The organism is Streptomyces sp. RLA123 (genome assembly GCF_056270165.1).
Map to the genome: position 1 here is coordinate 1,737,567 of NZ_JBWDOR010000003.1, position 20,940 is coordinate 1,758,506.

Genomic DNA, 20,940 nt, shown 5'->3' on the forward strand with positions numbered 1-20,940 from the left:
GCTTTCGCGTCATCCGCAAGCTCCGACAGTCCGGCCACCACAGGGCGGGAGGCCCGGTGGCGACTGCAGCACCGACACCGGGCCGCCACGTGCCACCGCGGCTGGAACGACGTCACCGCAATCGCATGATCACGAACAACAGGTGCGGTGACAGAGGTGATACGGGCGGCCCGGCGAGACCGGGCCGCCCGAACCGGCTCAGCGCAAGCCGAACGCCCTGATCACCGTCTGGGTGACCGCGTTGCCCGCCGAGTCCCGCGCGCTCGCCCGGAGCGACACGAACGCGGCCTTCTTCGGCGCGTTCACCCGGAACCGCCCGTCGTCGCGGCAGTCGGAGCGGTGCCAGGTCTTACCGTCGTCGTAGGACAGCTCGACGCTGACCGGACTGATCCGACCCGCCGCCGAGGCGCCGGGCAGCTGCGCGGCGGACACGGTGAGCGAGGTGTTCCTGGCCGCTTTGCCCGCGTCGTCGGTGTCGGCCTCGTAGTCCAGCTGGATCAGCGGGAGGACTGCCTGGGTACTCTCGTCCGCCGGGGCCTCCGAGGTGAAGGTCCACTCCGTGCTGGTGCTGGAGGAGTACGGGCTGAAGGACGCGTCCCGGCTGTTCTGGACCACCAGCCGGTAAGGCAGCGGCCCGGCGGCGGGCGCGGTGCCCCCGACGACGGTTCCCGTGCCCTCCCCCAGCTGCGTGCCGCCCTGGTAGAGGGTGAGGGTCTGCTGGGAGCGCTCGTAGTCCATCGACATGCCGACGTGGTCGGAACCGCCGTAGCCTGGCACGTCGAGGCTCAGCCGACTGCCGCTGCGAGTCGGCAGCTTGTAGTTGTTGTTGAGGTAAGGCCGCTCGATCGGCTTGAAGAACTCCACGGACTGGGTGCTGCCCGGCCGGTAGGTAGTCCTGGGCTCGATCTCGTAGAGCAGCCCGTCGGTGAACGCCTCCTGGCCCCAGCTGTAGGCGCCGCCGGTGGAGACCCAGTCGACGCGCTTGCTGTTCACCGGCTCGCGCGTGGTGGTGCCGATGCCCCAGTCGGAGTACGACGGCCAGTCGAAGCGGTACTCGCCGCCGCCCAGCGTCTTGTCCGGGCTGTCGAAGGTGACGTCCACACGCGCCAGGTTCTTCGGGCCGCCCTTGACGGTCAGGTCGGACGGGATCTGGTTGTGCCAGGTCTGCATCAGGTCGTAGACGTAGGAGCTGACCGGCTGCGAGTCGACCGACAGCTTCGTCTTGTCGCCGCGCACCTGCCCGATCAGCTTCTCGCCCTCGTCCGTGCTGAGCAGCGCGACGTCGATCGCGGCGGGCGGGCCCCAGGGGTCGGGGCTGTAGCCGCGGATCTGTCGGCCGGGCTGGTCGTTCTCCACCAGCAGCAGCTTCGCGCCCGCCTGGACGGCCGCGGCGGCCTGGTCGATGTCGCTCACGTCGCTGTTACGCCGTACCACCACGGCCTTGCCGCGTGCGTCGAGATGGGCGTAGTCCGCGCTGCCGCCCTCACCTGCGAAGACGACCCGCAGGTTGTAGTGGCCCTTGGGCAGCGGGGTGACCGCGTCCTGGCGCAGCACGTCGGTGAAGTCCGATGCCTTGGTGGACACGCTGAGCGCGGGCTGCTCCTTGCGCCACCGGGCGGCGAGGTAGAAGTCGCCGTGGGTGACCTTGTGCGTCGTCGGCTCCGCCCAGAGGCTGTCGTAGCTGGTCTGGGTCTCCATGTAGTCCCGCCAGGAGGCGCCACCCATCGACCGGTTGTACTCCAGCCGCTGGTAGGTCGCCTCCGTCGGCTGCGGAGTCGTCGTCTCGACCCGCCGGATCTTCGACGCGTCAAGGGTGACGGTGGTGTCCCGGTCCAGACTGACATCGGGGTCGCCGAGCAGCGCCATGCCCAACGAGTGCGGGCCGTGCACACCCTGCACGTCCTTGAAGGACAGCACCGAGTAGACGTCGTCGGGCAGGTACGTCTGAGAGGTGCCGGTGTCGTCCACGGGGTAGAAACCGGGGTTGAAGTCGCCGGACCTCAGCACCTCGACGACGCCCGACATGGGCTTGCCCTGGCTGTCCTTGAGCACCAGTGTCAGCTTGTGCGCGGCGTCGCCCAGCGATACGGCGGTGTGTGCTGCCAGGTTCCCGGCCGGGTCGGCGGCCAGGATCTGGCCGGTGTAGCGGCCGTTGCCGGTCAGCCCGGAGCCGTCGATCGTGACGGTGATCCCGGCGGTGCCGTGCGCGGGCACGGTGACCTGCGGGGCGGACAGCCGGAAGAGCCCGGAGGGCGCGTTCGGGGCGTCCACGGACAGCGCCAGGGTGACCGCCTTGTCCGTGAGGTTGGTGTACGTTATCGGCCGCTGGACGGCGGCCGTACCGCCGACGTTCACCTGTCCGGCGTACGCGGTTGCCGACGCGAAGATGCCTGCGTGTGCGGCCGTGGCGACGTCCACCCGGCCGCTGCCGGCCTGGAACGCGTCGTACTGCGGGGTCCGCAGCGAACTGCTGGCCAGCAGGTCCTTCAGCTGGCTGCCGGTCAGCTCCGGGTGCTCGGCGGCCAGCAGCGCCGCCGCGCCGGTGACGTGCGGGGTGGCCATCGAGGTGCCGCTGAGGGTCTGGTAACTGCCCTCGCCCTCGGGGGCGTACTGGGAACGGGCCGCGAGCACGTCGACGCCGGGCGCGGTGATCTCCGGCTTCAGCGCGCCGTCACCGACGCGCGGGCCCTGGTTGGAGAACAAGGCAACGTTGTCAGAGCTGTCCACGGCGCCCACGGTCAGCGCGGCGTCCGCCGCTCCGGGACCGCCGATGCTGTCGGGGGTGCCGGTGTTGCCGGCGGCGACCACGAACAGGGCACCGGTCTGTGCGCTGAGCCGGTCGACGGCCGCGCTCAGCGGGTCCGTACCGTCCGACGCTATGTCGGAGCCGAGGCTCATGTTGATGATCTTGGCGTGCTGGTCGACGGCCGCCCACTCCATTCCGGCCAGCACCCAGGAGTCCTCACCGGAACCCTCGTCGGACAGCACCTTGCCGATGTGCAGTTCGGCGCCGGACGCGACACCTCTCTCCACGCCGCCGGAGGCCGCGCCGGTGCCGGCGATCGTGGACGCCACGTGCGTACCGTGCCCGTTGCGGTCCTCCACGTCCTCGCCGGGGACGAAGCTCTGGGTGGTGGCGATCCGGTCGGCGAGGTCCGGGTGGCCGGTGTCCACACCCGTGTCGAGGACGGCCACGTCGACGCCCTGCCCCGTGTCGCCGCCGGACCAAACCTGGGGGGCGCCGATCTGGGCAGTGGTGTCAGCGAGGTCGGCGTGCACCGTGCCGTCGAGCCAGATACGAGCGATGCCGGCGCCGAAGGCGGGGGTGGTGGGGGGCGCGGCGGTGGTCGATGTGAAGGCGCCGGTGCCGGGTTCCGTGCCGGTGACGGCGCCCCAGAAGTCGGCCGAACGCGTCCGGTCCTCCGTGAGGGCGGCGCCCTGGACGCTGCTCAGGGCCCGCACCCGGGTGGCGCCGGGGGGCGGCGTGCTCCGGAGCCGGCCGGAGATGCCCGAGGTGTAGGAGACGATCAGCGGCAGCCGGTCGCGGTGCGCGTCGTCGTAGCCGTCCGCGACGAGGTCGCTCACATCGAACAGCCGCCGGTCCAGGATGCCCTGGGCGACGTACGGGAGAGCGGCGTCGGGGTAGACGTAGAGGTCCCCGCCGACCTCCATGATCCGGGCCTGGGCCGGGCCGCCGCCGGGTCCGGCGACGACGACGGTACCGCCGGACTGTCCGGGCTGCGCGGACTGCCGGGTGGTGACGACGTCACCGGTGATGAGGGTGACCGTGTGCGTGCCGGGCGGCACGTTGTCCTGAGCGGCCTGACCAGAGGCCGCCTGACCCGGGGCGGCGGCCTGGCCCGGAGCGGCCGACGGGGTGTCGGCCAGTGCGGTGAGCGGGCTGGACAGCGCCAGAACGGACACGCCTGTGACGGCGAACACGCTCCAGCGTCTGGGAATCTTCTTCAACAGGGTCCTAGCATTCGTGACGAGTTCGGGATTTTTTGTCCCGAAATAGCCTTGCACGTGCCTGGTTGAGGCACTAGGGAATTCTCATCACCAGATGTTTCAGCCAGGAATCCTCGGGCAGTGACCTTCGCCACCTTGATCAGTGACGGTGAACCTGCCCCTCCCGGGTCTGCGTTGACGCGACGCGCCGGCCTCTGCTCACCGCGGTCACCCACGGAACCGTCGCAACCCTCACCCAGGTGGAGGTCGGCACCAAGACGAACGTCGGCTGGCCGAGACGAAGAAGGCGCACTACATCGCCGTGATCAAAACCAGCCAGCCGGTCGCCTGACGGCCGGCCCACCACCGGTCATCCCGGCGGCAGATGCGCAGCTGGGGCATCACCGTGGCGGGACCCACGGGCGCTCTTGCCGTCCACCGCGAGAAAGTCGGACCCAGCCGGGTCGGTTCCGAGCAGGTCGGCTCGACCTCGCCACGTGCTGCCGCGGGCCGGTCGAGTTCGACCTCGCCCATGCGCCCGAGGAGGTGGGGCGGCACTACCCCGGGGCCGACCGCTCCCTGATCGACCGGTGCCGCGCCCTGAACTGGGCCCTGTTCTGCGCCTGGCGCTGGCGACGGCACGATCAGATGCCCGACCGGGAGCACCGGAGGGTCCGTGCCGCACTCGAACGCTGCTGACCGATGACCCGGGAGCGCGGACTTTCGCACGGCAGGCGCGTCACGTCCTACGCGTCCGAGGCGGTCCCGCGCGTGGCGCCCGCCGATGCGACCACCACGCACAGCACCGCGATCCACTGCGTCCAGCGCAGGGACTCCTGGAGCACGACGAGGCCGATGAGGGCCGCCATCGCCGGTTCGAGGCTCATCAGGATGCCGAAGACGCGCGGCGGGATCCTGCGCAGTGCCTCCAGGTCCAGCGTGTACGGGATCACCGAGGACAGCAGTGCCACACCGAGCCCCGCGAGCAGCACCCACGGCTCGATGAGCGCCGTTCCGCTGTCGGCCACGCCGAACGGCACGGCCACCAGGGCCGCGACGGCCATGCCCAGCGCCAGGCCGTTGCCTTCCGTGGTGTGGCGGCCCAGCGCCGCGCCGACCAGGATGTACAGGCCCCAGCACGTTCCCGCGGCGAGGGCGAACAGCAGTCCCACGGAGTCGAGTTCCCCGCTTCCCCCCGTCAGCAGGACCATCCCGCCGGCCGCGAGTGCGGCCCAGAGCGCGTCCAGCCATCGTCTCGACCCGGCCAGGGCCACCGCCAGCGGCCCGAGGAACTCGACGGTCACCGCGATCCCCAGCGGGATTCTGGCCAGCGACAGGTAGAAGCACAGGTTCATCGAGCCGAGGGTCACGCCGTACGCGAGCACCACCGTCCACGTGCGGCGGTCCATGCGCAGTGACGGCCGCCAGAAGAGCATCAGCACCACCGCCGCGAAGAACAGGCGCAGCGCGACGGTCCCGAAGCTGCCCACCGCGCCGAACAGGTGCTTGGCCAGCGCCGAGCCCAACTGGACGCTGACGATGCCGAGCAGCACCAGTGCCGTGGGCGGGATCGCACCGAAGGCACGTCCGGTCAGTACGGTCAGGGAGGTTCGGGGGGAGGACGGGTCACGGCTGCTCGCGTCGGCGTTCATGGTGGCCACGCCTGGATTCTCGGCGCTCGGACGCTGCGCGTCACGTGATTTCCCGGCCTGGGAGACCAGGGGCGACAGTATGCTGTATACGACATATTCAACGGCTCGAGCCTGGAGGGGACATGGAAGGCCTGGATCCCGAGGTCGTGCTGGGAATGGCAGCCCAGGCACCTGACGGCATAGTGATCATCGACCGCGAAGGACTCATCCGCTACTGGAACCACGGGGCGGAGCGCATCTTCGGGCTCCCGGCCGCAGAGGTCGACGGTCGCAGTCTGGACGTGATCATCCCCGAGCGGCATCAGCAGCGGCACTGGGACGGTTTCCAGAAGTCCATGGCCAGCGGCACCACCAAGTACGGTGACGACGACCTCCTGACCGTTCCCGCGGTGGGCGCCGGCGGCCGAAAGCTGTCGATCGAGTTCAGCGTGGTGCTGCTGAACGGTGCCGACGGACGGCTGGGTTACGTCGGGGCCGTCATCCGGGACGTCACGGCCCTGTCCTCCCGAAGCTACGGCGAAGTGACAAGTAGCTCTCTGTAATCAGAGGGATGCTCGGTCAGGGGTAGCGGGGCGAGGTCCGGGGACTTCGCCGACCTGGAGGGCGGTGAAGTCGGCGTGGGCCTGTTCGACGGCTTCGGGGTACGCCTCGCGCTTGGCGTGCTCGGCCAGCGCCCGATTGATGCTCGCCACCGAGGGGTTCTGGCCCTTGCGTTTGCCGGTGGGGATGATCAGGTCGGGCTGGATCTGCTCGACGGACTCGCCGCCCGCGCGGCGCCGGAGCACGGTGTGGAGCATGTCGTCGGTGATGACCGGGGGCCGGCCGCCGTGCTTGTCCTTGCGAGCCGCGGTGTCGAGCCCTTCCAGGGTCGACTCGCGGATGTTCTCCCGCTCGGTCTCCGCCATCGCCGCGAAGAATGCGAACAGCAGCTTCCCCGGGCCGGTGGGGTCGTAGATGCCGGGCAGGGGCCCGGCGAGCATCTCCAGGACCAAGCCGTGGGCGGTGAGGTGGTCGGCAAGCGCGGTGAGTTCGGCGGCGTCGCGGCCGAGCCGCTTCATCTCGTACACGGTGAAGATGACCTGGCAGTGCGGGGCGTGCGCCTTGACCTCCCGCGCCGTCCTCAGCGCCTCCTCGAACTTCGGGCGGACCCGCACCCGGGTGCTGATCTTCTCGCTGAAGATCTTGTCCCTCGGGATGCCGTGCTTGCTGAGTGCGTCGAGCTGGGAGTCGAGTTCCTGCCCGAGGGTCGAGCACCGCGCGTAGCCGATGCGGATGTCCGCGCTCGGCAGGTCCGGGTCGATCGGCGCCGGCGGTGGGGTGCCCGGCCGCCACGGCCGTCCCGGTCCGCGGTCGGCCGGGGTCGGCACCCGCAGCGCCTTCTTCAGCCGGGGCACCTTCGTGAAGCGGCGGGTGTGGTAGGCGGAGGTGACGGCGCCGCCGCGTGAGCGGCACGGCGAGCCGGGCTGAGCGTCACACTTCGGACAGGCGTGCTGTTCGACGTCGTCCGCGTCCGACCGGCCGGTCGGGGGAGGCTGCTGAGGGTCCGTCATGAGCCCGGATTTTTGCACTATGCAAGTCTCAGAAGGGGGTCCGTCCCGCTTTTGAGTGAGAACGGGTTCTGCGAACGAATCCGGGTTCGGCGGAGGTCTGGCGGCCCGTTTCTGATCTTGCTCGCGCAAAGGACCGTTTATGAGAGTTCGGGCCACGTCGCTTCAGCCGGCGAGCTTCTGCAATTTAGGTGTTGGTGTTCACCGAGGTGGCCTTACCAGGCCGATCTCGTAGGCGGTGATGACAAGTTGGACTCGGTCGCGGGCTTCGAGTTTGGTGAGTAGCCGCGCTACGTGTGCCTTTGCGGTGGCCACGCTGATGTAGAGGTGGGCGGCGATCTCACTGTTGGACATGCCGCGTCCGACGAGGGTCAGTACCTCGCGTTCCCGCTGGGTGATGTTTTCGACCGGTCGTGGGTGTGGGGGTGGTTCGGGGGCGGGCGGCGAACTCTGCGATCAGGCGGCGCGTGACGCTCGGGGCGATCAAAGCGTCTCCGGCGGCGACCACGCGGATCGCCCCGAGGATGTCGTCCAGTGCCATGTCCTTGACGAGGAATCCGCTCGCACCCGCTCGGAGCGCGCCGTAGATGTACTCGTCGTCGTCGAACGTGGTGAGGATAAGGACGCGCGTCGCTCCAGCGGCTGCCGTGATCAGCTTGGTGGCTTCGATGCCGTCCATGCCTGGCATGCGGATGTCCATCACCGCCACATCGGGCTTGGTGTCCCGGACCAACTGGACTGCTTCGGCGCCGGTTCCGGCCTCTCCCACGACCTCGATGTTTGGGGCGTCGGCCATCAGGACGCGCAGACCACTGCGGACCAATGGCTGGTCGTCGGCGAGCACGACGCGGAGCGTCATGAGATGTGCACTCCTTCGGAGAGGGGAAGCCGGGCTGCCACGCGAAAGCCGCCCTCGGGTCGCGGCCCGGCGGTGAACTGGCCGCGTAGCAGGTTGACGCGTTCCCGCATTCCGGTGATGCCATATCCGATGCCGGAGGTGAGGCCCCCGCGGCCGTCGTCGGCGACCTCGATGATCAGTTCGCCGTCTTGGTAGCCGATGGTGACGCAGCAGTCGGGGGTGTCCGCGTGGCGCACGACGTTGGTGAGGGCTTCCTGGACGATCCGGAAGGCGGCCAGGTCGATATCGGGGGGCAGGGGCCGTCGTTCTCCGAGCCATTGCACGTCGACATGAACGCGCGCGTCCTTCGCAGACGCGGTCAGCCGGTCCAGGTCGGCCAGCCCCGGGGCAGGCTCGCGCGGCGCGGCCTCCGCCCCAGGGCCCGGTTCGGTGCGGCGCAATGCGCCCAGGGTGCGCCGCAGCCCGGCGAGGGTTTCCCTGCTGGTGTCTTCGATGGTGGCCAGCGCGTTGCGGGCCTCGTCCGGCTGTGTGTCGATGACCCGGCGGCCCACGCCTGCCTGGATGGCGATGACGCCGATGCTGTGCGCGATCATGTCGTGCAGCTCACGGGCGATCCGGAGCCGTTCGGCAGCAACGGCCTAGGCGGCGGTCTGCGAGCGCAGTGCCGCGGCGTGCTCGCGGCGTTCGCGAACCGAATGGCCGGTCATCCAGGCGGCGCCAAGCGCCAGGACGAGGACCACGACCGTGCGGGCGAAGCTGTCCGTCCCGGTCCCAAGGCGTGCGGCGAAGGCGACCTGTACGCCGAGCGTCGTGACAGCAGCGGTGACCGCGATGCGGCGAGGCCGGGTGGCCACGATGTATCCGGCGGCGAGGTCGTTCGCCAGAACCAGCAGATACACGACCTGCCAGAACGGGGTCGTCGTCGCCGTGACGTACGTACCCAGAAGCATCAGTGCCAGGGCCGGCAGTGGACGACGGCGCAGCAGCCTGAGAGGCAGGACCGTGACCGCGGCTGCCGAGACGAAGGGCAAGCCGGGGGAGTCGAAAGCTGTGCCGCGTGCAGCGAAGAACAGTGCGAACGGGTAGGCGATCGCCCCGCACCAGGCCAGAGCCGCCCGCACGGCCGGCCGCAGGTGCCAGGACAGCAGGGGACGCGGCTTGGCGGACATGGGGCGATCGTAATCGCCTGACATGCGGCGGAACATTGGCCCGTGGGCGTACGCCCACGGGATACAAGCTTTGCCGCCAGTGCAGCCGACGGGCCGATGCCGGACGGCCACCCTCCCCGGCACCGTTGGCCGGGTGATCGAAGTCAACGAACTGACCAAGCGATACGGCAAGGCCAATGCCGTCAACGGCCTGACCTTCACCGTGCGCCCCGGGCACGTCACCGGGTTCCTCGGTCCCAACGGTGCCGGCAAGAGCACCACGCTGCGCATGCTCCTCGGCTTGACCGAACCCACCAGCGGCACCGCCACTATCGACGGTCACCTGTTCCGGGACCACCCGCGCGGCCTGCGTCACGTCGGTGCCCTGCTCGACGCCCATGACGTCCATGGCGGTCGCAGCGCAGTGGCCTATCTGTCCGCCCTGGCCCGTAGCAACGGTATCCCGCGGCACCGGGTGGACGAGGTCCTTGAGGAGGTAGGACTGGCTCCTGCGGCCCGGCGTCGCATCGGCGGGTTCTCCCTGGGCATGAAGCAGCGGCTCGGCATCGCCACGGCTCTGCTCGCCGACCCTCCGGTGCTGCTGTTCGACGAGCCGGTCAACGGCCTGGACCCGGAGGGCGTGCGGTGGGTACGCGGCCTGTTCAGGCGCCTGGCCGCCGAGGGGCGCACCGTGTTCGTCTCCAGCCACCTGATGAGCGAGATGCAGAACACCGCCGAGCACCTGATCGTCATCGGCCGGGGCGAGCTGATCGCCGACGAGAGCGTGGCGGAGTTCGCGGCCCGCGGCACCCGCCAGAGCGTGACCGTGCGGACACCCGACAGCACCACGCTGGCAGCTGTGCTCGAAGCCGAGGGCGCTTCGGTACAGCCGGATGGCTCGGGCGCAGAGGAGTGGCTCACCGTGACCGGCCTGAGCGCGGCCCGCATCGGGGAAATCGCCTCCCACCACCGCATCGTGCTCCTTGAGCTGGCCACCCGCACCTCCTCACTGGAGGAGGCGTTCATGGAACTCACCGCCGACAGCGTCGAATACCTCGCAGGAGAATCCCGATGACCTCGACCACCACACAGCAGACGGGGGTCTCGACCGCCGTGCGCGCCGCCGAGCCCGGCGCCCGCTTCCGGGACCTCCTCGCCGCCGAGTGGATCAAACTCTGGTCGCTGCGGTCTATTTCCTGGGCGTTCGGGGCCAGCGCGCTGGTCATCATCGCCATCAACATCAGCGCGGCCGTCGCGGACTACAACAACTGGCCGACCTACAACGAAGGGATCCGGGCCCTCTTCGTTCCGATCTGGGCCATGCGGGACGCCTTCACCATCGGCGCCTGCATGGTCCTGATACTCGCCACCGGCAGCATCGGCGCCCTCACGGTCGTCGGCGAGTACAGCACCGGACAGATCCGCACGACTTTCGCGGCAGTACCGGCCCGCCGATCGGTCGTAGCGGCCAAGATGGCCGTCGTGACGGCAGTCATGCTCGCCTACGGCACCGTCGTCGCGGCAACCTCGTTCGGCGTGACACAGGCCATCCTGTCCGGTCGGGGCATCGGCCTGTCCCTCGGCTACCCAGGCGCGCTCCGCGCCGTCGCGGCGTCCGCTCTGCTCGCTCCGGTGTGCGCGCTCGTCGGGATGGGCCTCGGCGCCCTCATCCGGCACACCGCAACCACCCTCGTGACGTTCACCGGCATTCTTCTGCTGCTGCCGTTCCTCCTCAACGACCGCCACCGCTGGTCGTCCGCCATCCTTCACGCGCTGCCCCGCAGTGCGTGGGAACGACTGGTTCAGATGGGCGACCCCTTCGGATCGGCCCCCTACCCGGCGACCATCAGCGGGTCGTGGATCGTGTACGCGGCCTGGCCCCTCGCCGCAGCAGTCGTCGCTATGGTCGCCGTCCGCCGGCACGATCTGTGAGCCCGCAGGGCCTGGCTGCCAAAGATGTACACCGGGCCGTTACAGCAGGCTCTTTGTCCGTACCCGAGGGTGCCAGGCGGGAGTGTGACGGCTCCGCCCCGCGCTCAGGCTTCCGGCCTGGTCGTGCCACGCGGTGCCGGTTAAGGGGTCTGCGAGTCGGACGCCGTACGGGGGCCGGGCACCATGGACGCCGCGGCGGCGAGGGCGAGGTGTGAGTTCATGTCCAGCTCGAACCGGCCGTAGGGGTTCACGTGGGTCCAGAACAGCGGGGACAGGGCCCGCCGGTCGGCGTCGGTGAGCCGCTTCTGCCACTTTCGCCACCAACGCGCAGCCCTCGTAAGGAAGATCGGATGCCGTTGGCCAATCGGGGTGTCCGTGATGTCGGCCTTCACCCCCAGTTGGGGTTTCACGCACCGATGTTGAGGTCCGGCGAAGACGGTGGGGTAGCGCGGGCTCGCGGACCCGTTCCATGCTCGTGCAGGCCCGTGGTCCCCGGAGCGGCCGGCTCTCGTGCTGACGGTGCAGTTCGTGGATCGGCTGGCAGACCGCGGAGTCAGTGCGGGTTCACTGGAAGGGAAAACATCAGCGGGCGCGGAGCGGCGCCGATCGCCAAGGCGGTGACGGAGGAGGCGCTGCGGCTGGAGGTGGCGGCGCGGGGAAGCGGTGAGCCTCATGGACAGGCGCGGACCGGACACGAGGGAGCCCCCACCCGGCAAAGTGCCGGGCGGGGGCTCCCTCTGACCTCACGCGATAACGCCTATCAGATCAGCGTCACCTCGAATGAGGCACCGCTCTTCGGAATACCCGTCACTCCGGAGCAAGGGATCCGAGTTCGACTTCCTCGAATACCCGAGCCCACCAGGATTCCTCATCCTCGAAGATCTCTGGATCGGCAGTCTCAGCATCAGCCAGAGTGCGCTCCACGAAGGAATCGTAAGCGTCGTCTTCTTCTTCCATACCGGAGAAGACGAACTCCTCCCAGACCTTGAGGATGCCCTGAAGAGATCGCAGCGACGAGTTGACCTGCACGATGGAGGCGTCCTCGATCGCATAGCCCTTCGCCATCAAGACAGATCCTGAATCGATGGCGAGCCAGTAGCTGTTGACCCCGTCCTCAAAGTCTCCCAGGAAGACCGCGGGGCCCGTCTCCGAGAACTCTCGCAGTTCCAGCTCGCGGCCGGAATTGCGGACGAACATGCGGTTCGAGTCTTCTGGCAGCCCTCGTCCGGAAAGGAGTTCCACATCTTCGTCTCTCAGTCCGAGAGACTCCAGACGCTCCCTCTCGAAGGGCCTCCATCGCACTTCAGTCACAGAAAACCTCCAACATCTGAGAAACCCTACAGCAGCCCTCGGCGGATCTTGGTGAGACCGCGCTTCAAGGCGTTCATGCCATCTCTTCTGCCATCCCGGTCAGGGCCGTACGTGTAGCTGTACGTCACGTCCACTCCGCCGGGCGCGTTGCTTCCGAGCCATGCACTGCAATTCTGGTAGTCGGCACCGCAGGGCGCCAACTCCGTGTAGATGCCCTTCAGGCTGCTGTCATCCAGTCCCAGTGCGGCCCACGCCTCAACGGCGAGGCGTTCCGAATGGCGACCGGAGCTGCGCGTGACGATGTAGTCCAGTTCGCCTTCAGCGTTCTCATAGGCGACTACGGCGACGTTCCTGCCACCCGTGGTCCAGCCATTGTCCCTACGCGCCTGAATGGCGACCTGGCTGAGGTTGTCGCCGCCGTATTCGACCTGTGTCGCACCACAGTTGTGAACGAGGACCGGCGTGGCACCCGCGACGACGTAGTACGTGTGAAGGTCGGAGACCGTCAGGTTGTGGACCGTGGCACCCTGACTGGTCCAACGCTTGACCGCCGCGATCTGGACGTACGTGCCCGCGCCGGTCTGCAGCCACTGACCCGACTTCAGGTCAGTGGCGTCGACCCACTTGCCGAGTTCCGGGACCCAGAAGGGGTGCCCGTCGGTCGCAGTGACCTGGGCCGTCCTCGAACCCGACTTGCCGTCGACGTCGACGGTCACCTTGACCAGGTGTTTGAGGCCCTCACCCTTGATCGCGGCGCTGACCGTCTCGACCCGGGTCTCACCCGTCCTAGGGTCGGTCACCTTGACCTTGTCACCGGGCTTGACCTGCTCGATCGGCTTGGTCGAGCCATCGGCCATCAGAACCTTCGTACCGGGGACGAAGCTGTTGCTGACCGAGCAGGAACCGCCGTCGCCGGCCTTGCCGGAGCCGCCGCCGCCGCTGCTGCCGCCGTTGCTGCGGGAGGAACCGCCGGACTTGCCGCCGCCTCCGCCGCCGCCGGACTTGCCGCCTCCGCCCTTGCCGCCGCCGGAGTGCGAGGAGGACTTGGGTGCGGCCTTGGCCTGGGACTGCTTCTGGGCGGGGTTGCCCGTCTTCCGCTTCGCGGAGGCCGCCGCGTCGGCTCGTCTCTTGGCGGCTTCGGCCGCCTTCTTCCTGGCCCTTTGCGCGGCTTCCTTCTTCGCCCTCTCGATGGCCAGCTTCTTGGCCCGTAGCGCGGCTGACTCGGCTGCCTTGGCCGCCTTGAGCACCGCCTCGGCGGCCCGTTTCGCGACCTTGAACGCCTTGATGGCGTCGATGGTGCGGTTGACCGCCTTGATCACGGCCGGAATCTTGCCGAGCTTGGCCCACGGGATGGCGTCGATCGCGATGCTGACGCAGGACCACATGTCGCCGCCGAAGCAGGCGATGGCGTCGTTGATACCGATGAAGTCCTTCAGCGTCTCCCACGCGACCGCCAGGATGACGGCGGTGAGGGACTTGCCCTGCATCGACTGCGCCTGCGCGACCTGCGCCGCGGACAGACCCGCGCCGGCGAGGGCCGCGGCCTGCTCCGAAGCGGTCAGGACGATCGACTCACCGGTCGGGTCGGAGTACGTGACCGGGTTGTTCTGCGCATAGGCGTACCCGTTGCACTGCAGCGGGTCGTTCAGATCGAGCACTGGGTCGACGGACAGGAAGCGTCCGACCACCGGGTCGTAGAGACGGACGCCGAGCGGTTGGTAGCCGGAGGGGTCGTCCCGGGTCTGGCCCAGGAAGCCCTTGTGGCTCTGCCGGCCCACATTGGCGGTGCCGCGTTCGTTGCCGAACGGGTCCTGCTTGCGGACGCGCACCGGCATGGAGCCGTAGAGACCGATCTCGGTGTACGCGCTGCCCTGGTGATCCGTGGTCTGGGCGACCAGGACGTCCGCGCCGGTGCCGTACGCGTAGCGCACGACGGAGCCACCGGGGACGCCGTAGGTGCGCTCGGTCTTGACCAGGACACCGCCGTTCTGGACGGTGACCTCGGCCTCGCCCAGGTGCAGCGTGGCCTGCTTGCCCTGAATGGTGAGCAGGCGGGAGCCGTCGGGGCCGTAGATGTGACGGGTGTCGTTCTGCGGCTCCCACATCTGCGCCGCGGAGGAACCGTCACAGGTCGCCAGCACGACAGGGGTCGAGTTGGCGTTGACGGCGCCCTGGACCGCGAGGCACAGGGCGGGATTGCCGGCCAGCATGAGCTGCCCGACGGCGTTGCGCTTCAGCTCCTGCGCCGCGGAACCGTCGCACTTACGGACCTGGAGCGCCGACCCGGCCGATGCCGCGGTGGGCTGGAGGCACCAGGTGTCGTGCGTCGAGAGCGTGCCCCGGTTGGAGTCGGTCTGCCCCGGCGTGGGGGTGAACCTGAAGTTCTGCGCGCCCGACAAGTTGCACGAGTAGAGCTGGATCACCTGGTTGGCGGACGGAACCCCGCCCTTGAGGTCGAGGCACTTCTGCCCCAGGCCCACGTACGGGGTCTTGCCGCCGCTTCCCTGGCCGGTGATCCGGTCGACCTGGCCGTCATAGGTCCAGGTCAGCTCCTGCTTGTCGCCGTTCTGGATCGAGGTGACGGACTTGGTCTCACCGGTCAGCTCGTACAGCCGCGTGGCCTCAGCCGTGACCTGCGCACCCGCGGGGGTCTTGTAGGTCTTCGACACCTTGGTCAGCGTGTGCGGCTGGTCCTTGGCGGCGTTCTTGCCGTACGCGTACGTGCTGACGGCGTTCTTGGTGGTGTCGCCGGTGAGGTCGTTCTCGGTCAGCTTGGTGCGGTTGCCGAGCAGGTCGTACTCGTACTCCTGCCAGTAGCCGGAGCTGTCCGCGCCCGTGGCGGCCCTGAGCGTGCCGTCCGCGTTCTTGTTGAGCGAGCCGTCCGCGTTCCTCGGGTTGACGCAGGCCGTCTGGTCCTTGGCGGTCCAAGCCGACTTCAGCTGGCCCATCGGGTCGTAGACGAAGCACTGGCGCTCCGCGATCCCGTCGGACTTCTCCTGGATCGAGGTGACGTTGCCGGCCGGGTCGTAGGTGTACGCCCGGTTGGACACCAGGTTGCCGCCGACGACGGTCTTGTCCGCGGTGGCGTCGCTCTTCTCGCGGTAGACCGACTGCTCGGTGAGTTCGCCGCTGCCCTCGTCGAAGGCGTTCTGCGTCCAGACGCGGTACGGCTGGGCGCCGAGCGTGGAGCGGAGCACCTGACCGTAGGCGTCGTAGGCGGTCTCGGAGCCGTACCAGTCCTTGCCGGAGATCGAGAGCGGATTGCCGTCCTTGTTGTAGCGGACGACCAGCTTCTCCGCCTCGAAATTGCCCACCTTCGGAACGGTGGACTCGTCCAGCATGCCGTTGTCGTTGTACGTGTAGTCGTACTTGTAGTCCTTCTGCAGACCCCAGGTGTCGGCGATGGACTGCGGCAGGGACAGCGTGGTCGAGGTCGGCTGGTAGTCCTTCGTGTAGCCGTTGACCGCCTGCGTGTAGGCGAGGCCGTCGGTGTACCGGGTGGCGGTGGCGGGCATGCCCTTGCCGCCCGGGGCGGAGTCGTACGTGAACGAGGACAGCAGCTTGCCGCCGGAGTCGTTCTCGCGCGCCTCCTTCGGCCGCGACAGCTCGTCGTAGCCGTTCCAGACCTTGATGCCGCGGGCGTTCGTGGCCGTCTGAGGCCGGCCGAAGGCGTCGTACGTCGTGCGGGTCGTGCCCGAGTCGGGGTCGGTCGCCGTCTCAAGCTGGCCGTTGTGGTTGTACGTCCACGACCACGGGTGCGTGTCGTCCGCCGAGGCGATCGCCTTATCGACCTGGCCGTGCGCGTCGAACTCGTAGCGCGTCGACGTGAACCCGCCCGGGGCCGCCGGGTTGAAGGTGTCCGTCCGGACGGTGCGGCCGGTCGCGTCGGTCCACACACGGTAGGACGAGTCGCCCTCCGGCTGGATGACCTTCGACCAGTCCTCGCCGTACTCGTAGCGGACGGCCCGGTCCTCGTACGCCTTGGAGAAGGACTCCTTGGTGTCCGGGTCGATCCACTTGAGGTACGGGGTCTCCTTCAGCACGCGGCCGAGGCCGTCATAGGTGTAGCGCGTGATGTTGGGGACGGCCGTGTCGGCGAGTGGGCTGAACAGCTCGCCCGGCTTCGCCTCGTCGGTCAGGTAGGCGTTGTTGGTCTGGTAGACCTCACCGGAGTTGTTGTACAGCGTGTCGGTGATCAGCCAGCCGGCGCCGTTGTCGGCTTCCTCCTGCGTCTGCCGCTCACGGCCGAGGCCGTCATAGAGGGTGACGGAGGTCTCGATCCGGTCCTCGTAGCCGCGCGCGTATGTGGTGACGTACGGAGGCTTGCGGATCTTGATGTTCGGGTCGTCGGGGTCGGTCTCCTCCACCGGGATCGTGTAGACCGCGCGGAAGTCCGCCACGCCGATGCCGGGGGTGCGGCCCGGGGCCCATGCCTCGGCGAGCCGGCCCAGCGGGTCGTACACGGCCTCGCTGACCTGGAGGTTGGCGTCGGTCGTCTTGACGGTGACCGAGCGGCCCGGCTCCAGCTCCTGGATCTGGCTGTGCCCGAGCACGTTGGTCGCGGTGACCTTGAAAACCTGGCCCGTGGCCGGTCCAATGGAGTCGTAGGCGATCGTGGCGGACTTCGGGGTCTGCTGGGTCAGCTGGTCGGCCGGGGTCTGCTTGACCACGCGTCCGACGGAGTCGAACTCCGTCCTGCCGGTGGTCTGGAAGCCGGTGCCGGCGCCGTTGAGCGTCCACGATTCGGTGGCCAGGCCACGGGTCGAGGAACCGGGCGCCGTGCCGTAGTCCGTGCCGTCGTACGCGATGCGCTGGCCACCGCTGAGGGTCGACAGGTCGGCCCAGTCGGCGTTCGCGCAGGTCGTCGGCGAGACCAGCACCTGCTTCGACAGACCGATGAGGTTCTTGTCGGTCCGGTGCAGGTACTCCAGCTTGGTGCAGGACTCGTCACCGGTCTTGGCAGCGTCGGCGTCGCCCAGGGACTCCACCAGAGTCGGCAGACCGTAGGTCGAGTCGTACGTCGTGCTCGTCCTGACCGTGCGCAGGGTGCGCGGGTCGTCGGTGTTGGTGCCGGACGACCTGGTGTACGCGATCTCCTCGGGCTCCGTGACCCGCCAGGCCCGCAGCGGGCTCAGGCCGTCGTCACGGTCGCGCCGGGCCAGCTCGGTGGCCTCGGGCTTGGTGACCGAGCGGGACAGCCATTCGGAGTCGGCCTTGGTGGAGTCGGTGTACGTGATCTCCTCGGCGATCCGGCCGGCGAACGGCTCCTCGTCCTTGGCGAGCTCGGCGCCGGTGATGTCCTTGACGGACACGGTGTCGCCGAGGCCCCGGAAGAAGCGGGTGACGGACTTGGAGCGCTGGCCGACGGTGTCCGGGGTGCTCTCGACGACCGGACCCGTCAGGACGGTGGTCTGCTCGACGCCCGCGAACTGCGAGTAGGTGCGCTGGGACTTCTTGGTGAACTCGGCCTCGGCGAGCTTCCAGGCCGGGTTCTTGTAGCGGTACTCCGTCCTGGTGGTGAAGTTGCCGTCGATGTTCGGCAGTTCCTCGACGGTGTCCACGACGTACTTGTGGAACCAGTCGATGTCCTCGACCTCGGGGTCGGGGTTCCAGAACGACGGGTAGCAGAGCCGGTCGTTGACCTTGAGCTGCGCCTGCAGCCGGGCCATGGCCGTGGCCCTGTCCTCGCCGGGCTTCTGGTCGAGCAGGGGGAGATTGCCGGTGAGGCAGTCGCCCTCGATCGGCTTGTACGTGACGATGGTCTCGCCGCCGTACTCGTTGACGACGCGGCCGATGCGCAGCCGGGAGAAGCCGGGACGCGAGGTGTGGACCGCCTTGACGCGGTTCGGCATGTCCTCGGTGTTGGGCTCGAACCGCACCGTGTTGAGCTGCACGCTCGCGTCGGTGGAGCCCTTGCGGGCGTAGCCGGTGCGCTGGACAGACTCCAGCCACAGGGCGGTGTTCGGGCCGGTCAGCAGCTTGGCGAAGCTCTGCTTCAGCTGGTACTCGTCGACGACCTGGCGAGCGGCGGTGTCGGTGCGCCGCTGGGCCGAGGTCGTGATCTTGTCGAGGCGCTTGCGGGTCCAGAAGGAAGGACCGGCGTTCCAGCACTTCTTGCCGGCCTGGCAGCGCAGGTCGGCCGGGGTGTCGAACCAGGGGCGGTAGTCGCGCGGGTCCTTGGAGGTGAAGTTGGCCTCGGAGCAGGTGACGTCGCCGACGGTGTAGCAGCGCTCCGCCACGGTGAAGCCGACCCGGGCCGGGGCCTCCGCCGTGAAGATGCTGTTGCTGCGCTGGCCGTAGTAGATGTGGTCGAGCCAGCCGTCGCGGTCGTAGGCGACCGGGTCCTTGAAGTTGAAGTTGCGGGCGTAGTAGTTCGGGGCGTCCTTCTTCCACCACATGGACATGGCGTTGCCGTGGACGTCCTCGATGTAGTCGAGGCCCCAGCGCCAGCCCTGCGTGCACCAGGAGTTCGTCCAGTCGGTGGTCGTGGGGCCCTTGTAGCAGTCCTCACCCGAGTGGTTGCCGTAGACCGGGACCGTGAGCACCGAGTCGGTGGTGGGGTCGTCGGCGGCGGAGCCGTGGTCGGACCAGCCCGGGAGCTTGTTCTTGCCGAAGTGGTACTTCGTGCCGTCCTTGGTGGTGACGACCCAGTACTCACCGTCCTTGGCGCCGTTGCCGGTGTCCTCGTTCTTGACCAGCTGGATCGTGGAGCCGTCGCCGTTGGCCGTGAACCACTTGCTCTGGTCCGCGTCCCAGACCAGCTCGGTCGTCATGCCGCCGAGGGAGAGGGTGGCGTTCTCCGAGCCCCAGCACAGGTCCGCGGTGCGGTGGGTGGCGTTGTTGGATCCGGCCTTCTTGGAGTCCTGGCGGCAGTTGGCGTACGTCCGGGTGATGGAACCCGCGTTGTAGTCCCAGCCGTCGCCGATCCAGGAGGCCTGGTTGTTCGTCGAGGACGTGCGGCCGTCGACGGACTGCGAGGAGTACGCCAGGTTGACCTTCGGCATCAGGCCGCCGGCGGTCTCCGGGACCTGGATGTCGTACGAGTAGGTGAAGGCGCCCGAGGAGGAGCCCGACGACCAGGCGCCGGAGGACAGCAGCGGCGAGGCCGTGAAGTCACCGGACACCGACGAGCCGGTGTCGAGGCCGCCGACGGCGGCGCCGCCGTTCGCGGAGACCGCGGGCTGGACGCTTTCCCGGTAGGAGGCCTTGGTCGCGCCGGAGGGGACGAAGCCCTCGTCGACCAGACTCGCGACCGGGATGGTGCCGCTGAGGATCTTGCGGGTGGGGGCGTTCCCTGCCGTCCTGGTCCGGGTCGGCGCGTCCTTGGCGGCCACGGTCCTCACCGTGCTGCGCAGGCGCTGGAAGTCCTTCTTGCCGTTCTTGACGTTCCTGTCCCCGTCGGAGAGGGACATCGTGCTCGTACCGCCGCCGTCGGCGCAGTCGCCCTCGGTCGGGGAGGAGTAGACGCACTCGGGCAGCAGCATCAGACCGAAGCGGTCGGCGGCCTGCGGTCCGTAGAGGTCGGCGAAGCCCGTGGTGTCGATGCTGATCGCCACTTCGGCGTCCGGGTCGACCGTGGCAGGCGGGGTGAGCTTCATGACGATGCCGGAGACGCCCGCGTCCTGCGAGGTCGTCTGCGGGGCCACGCCCACGGTCCAGTCGCCGGCGAGGGCGGCGGCGTCACCGCCCTCGGGGACGCCGATGGCGACCGGCAGGCCGTCGCTGACGGGCTCGGTGGTGCCGGGTTCGCTGGTCGTCTCGAGCGTGGCGTGACCGGTGCCGGAGGTCCACGCCGCGGTGGCGGTGGGGGTGTACGAGGCGACCGGGTTCTCCGGCGCGAGGGTCAGGGTCTTGTCGGCGGCCTCGTCGCCCTCGACTTCGGTGGCCTTCGGCAGGTCAGGAAGGTCGACCTGGGCGAGCGACTCCTCACGGCTCATGCCGGCGCCGGGGATGGCCAGCGCCTGCCCGCCCAGGCTGGTCACGGTCAGCGTCGAGGACAACAGAAGGACGACCGCCGTGCGGCTTCGCCGCCGGCGCCGTCGTTGTGGCTCCGTCATGGCTGGGCGTCCCCGCCCCAGCCATGACAGCGGACCTGAAGCACGCATTCGCGTCGACTCCCACCCTGGCGATTCAAACAACGGAAGAGGTGCGGAAACACCAAAAGGCACACGCCTGGCTCAGACGTGTGCGTGCGCACTCTCTGTCATGTCCAGCTACAAACGCAAGATCGACGAGAGGTGTCAAAGGCCCGCGAAAGTGATCTGCAACACGGGGCACAACAGGCCGAACCGCTCCACTGACGTCACATCAGGACGATGAGAGGAAATCCAGTGATCACCGCCAATGCGGGCCCAGAAAAGCCCTGAACCGGACTTGGTTAAGAGCTGGTCAAGCCAGATCCACGTCCACGTAACGGGTTCATAAAAACTTCACCCATGGACGTCAATGCTTCACATGTGTGATCGTGTGCCCGCCTCCTGCCCCGCGGCCTGCCGACCGGGGCTGTCTGTGCTGTCCTCAATCCGTCTGGTTCCCACGGGAGT

Annotated in this window: 11 protein-coding genes and 1 pseudogene; 3 read left to right on the top strand and 9 right to left on the bottom strand. The window is 68.7% G+C overall.

Annotated features, from left to right (window positions below; all coding sequences use genetic code 11):
- Positions 1-198 precede the first annotated feature (198 nt).
- Positions 199-3,942, bottom strand: a complete 3,744-nt coding sequence (locus RV983_RS07900; protein ID WP_475985069.1) for a S8 family peptidase — start codon at positions 3,940-3,942, stop codon at positions 199-201.
- A gap of 752 nt (positions 3,943-4,694) precedes the next feature.
- Positions 4,695-5,600, bottom strand: coding sequence for an EamA family transporter (locus RV983_RS07905; RefSeq protein ID WP_475990247.1), 906 nt, complete (start codon positions 5,598-5,600; stop codon positions 4,695-4,697).
- Positions 5,601-5,722: 122 nt separating this feature from the next.
- Here RV983_RS07905 and RV983_RS07910 point away from each other — a divergent pair, with 122 nt between their 5' ends.
- Positions 5,723-6,142, top strand: coding sequence for a PAS domain S-box protein (locus RV983_RS07910; RefSeq protein ID WP_475985070.1), 420 nt, complete (start codon positions 5,723-5,725; stop codon positions 6,140-6,142).
- Here RV983_RS07910 and RV983_RS07915 read toward each other — a convergent pair whose 3' ends face one another.
- From RV983_RS07915 to RV983_RS07930, 4 genes and pseudogenes are all read right to left on the bottom strand, one after another.
- Positions 6,143-7,150, bottom strand: coding sequence for a recombinase family protein (locus RV983_RS07915; RefSeq protein WP_475985071.1), 1,008 nt, complete (start codon positions 7,148-7,150; stop codon positions 6,143-6,145).
- 198 nt (positions 7,151-7,348) lie between these two features.
- A pseudogene (locus RV983_RS07920) lies at positions 7,349-8,006 on the bottom strand (response regulator transcription factor).
- The gene (locus RV983_RS07925) at positions 8,003-8,620 is read right to left on the bottom strand and encodes a sensor histidine kinase (protein ID WP_475990248.1); all 618 of its coding nucleotides are present in this window, start codon (positions 8,618-8,620) and stop codon (positions 8,003-8,005) included. Before RV983_RS07925 ends, RV983_RS07920 begins: the two are co-directional and overlap by 4 nt.
- 24 nt (positions 8,621-8,644) lie before the next feature.
- Positions 8,645-9,175, bottom strand: a complete 531-nt coding sequence (locus RV983_RS07930; protein WP_475985072.1) for a hypothetical protein — start codon at positions 9,173-9,175, stop codon at positions 8,645-8,647.
- A gap of 133 nt (positions 9,176-9,308) precedes the next feature.
- On the opposite strand from RV983_RS07930, the gene RV983_RS07935 reads away from it, so the two are divergent.
- Both RV983_RS07935 and RV983_RS07940 read left to right on the top strand, forming a co-directional pair.
- Positions 9,309-10,229, top strand: coding sequence for an ABC transporter ATP-binding protein (locus tag RV983_RS07935; protein ID WP_475985073.1), 921 nt, complete (start codon positions 9,309-9,311; stop codon positions 10,227-10,229).
- Entirely contained in the window at positions 10,226-11,086 is an 861-nt protein-coding gene (locus tag RV983_RS07940) for an ABC transporter permease (protein ID WP_475985074.1), read from the top strand. The genes RV983_RS07935 and RV983_RS07940 overlap by 4 nt, the downstream gene beginning before the upstream one ends.
- A 140-nt stretch (positions 11,087-11,226) precedes the next feature.
- Here RV983_RS07940 and RV983_RS07945 read toward each other — a convergent pair whose 3' ends face one another.
- The 3 genes from RV983_RS07945 to RV983_RS07955 all read right to left on the bottom strand — a co-directional run bounded on the left by RV983_RS07945 (position 11,227) and on the right by RV983_RS07955 (position 20,379).
- Complete coding sequence (locus tag RV983_RS07945; protein WP_475985075.1) at positions 11,227-11,496, bottom strand: hypothetical protein; 270 nt, start codon at positions 11,494-11,496, stop codon at positions 11,227-11,229.
- A 397-nt stretch (positions 11,497-11,893) separates the two neighbouring features.
- Positions 11,894-12,397, bottom strand: a complete 504-nt coding sequence (locus RV983_RS07950) for an SUKH-4 family immunity protein (protein ID WP_475985076.1) — start codon at positions 12,395-12,397, stop codon at positions 11,894-11,896.
- 26 nt (positions 12,398-12,423) lie between these two features.
- On the bottom strand, positions 12,424-20,379 hold the full coding sequence (locus RV983_RS07955; RefSeq protein WP_475990249.1) for a ricin-type beta-trefoil lectin domain protein: 7,956 nt from the start codon (positions 20,377-20,379) through the stop codon (positions 12,424-12,426).
- Positions 20,380-20,940 lie beyond the last annotated feature (561 nt).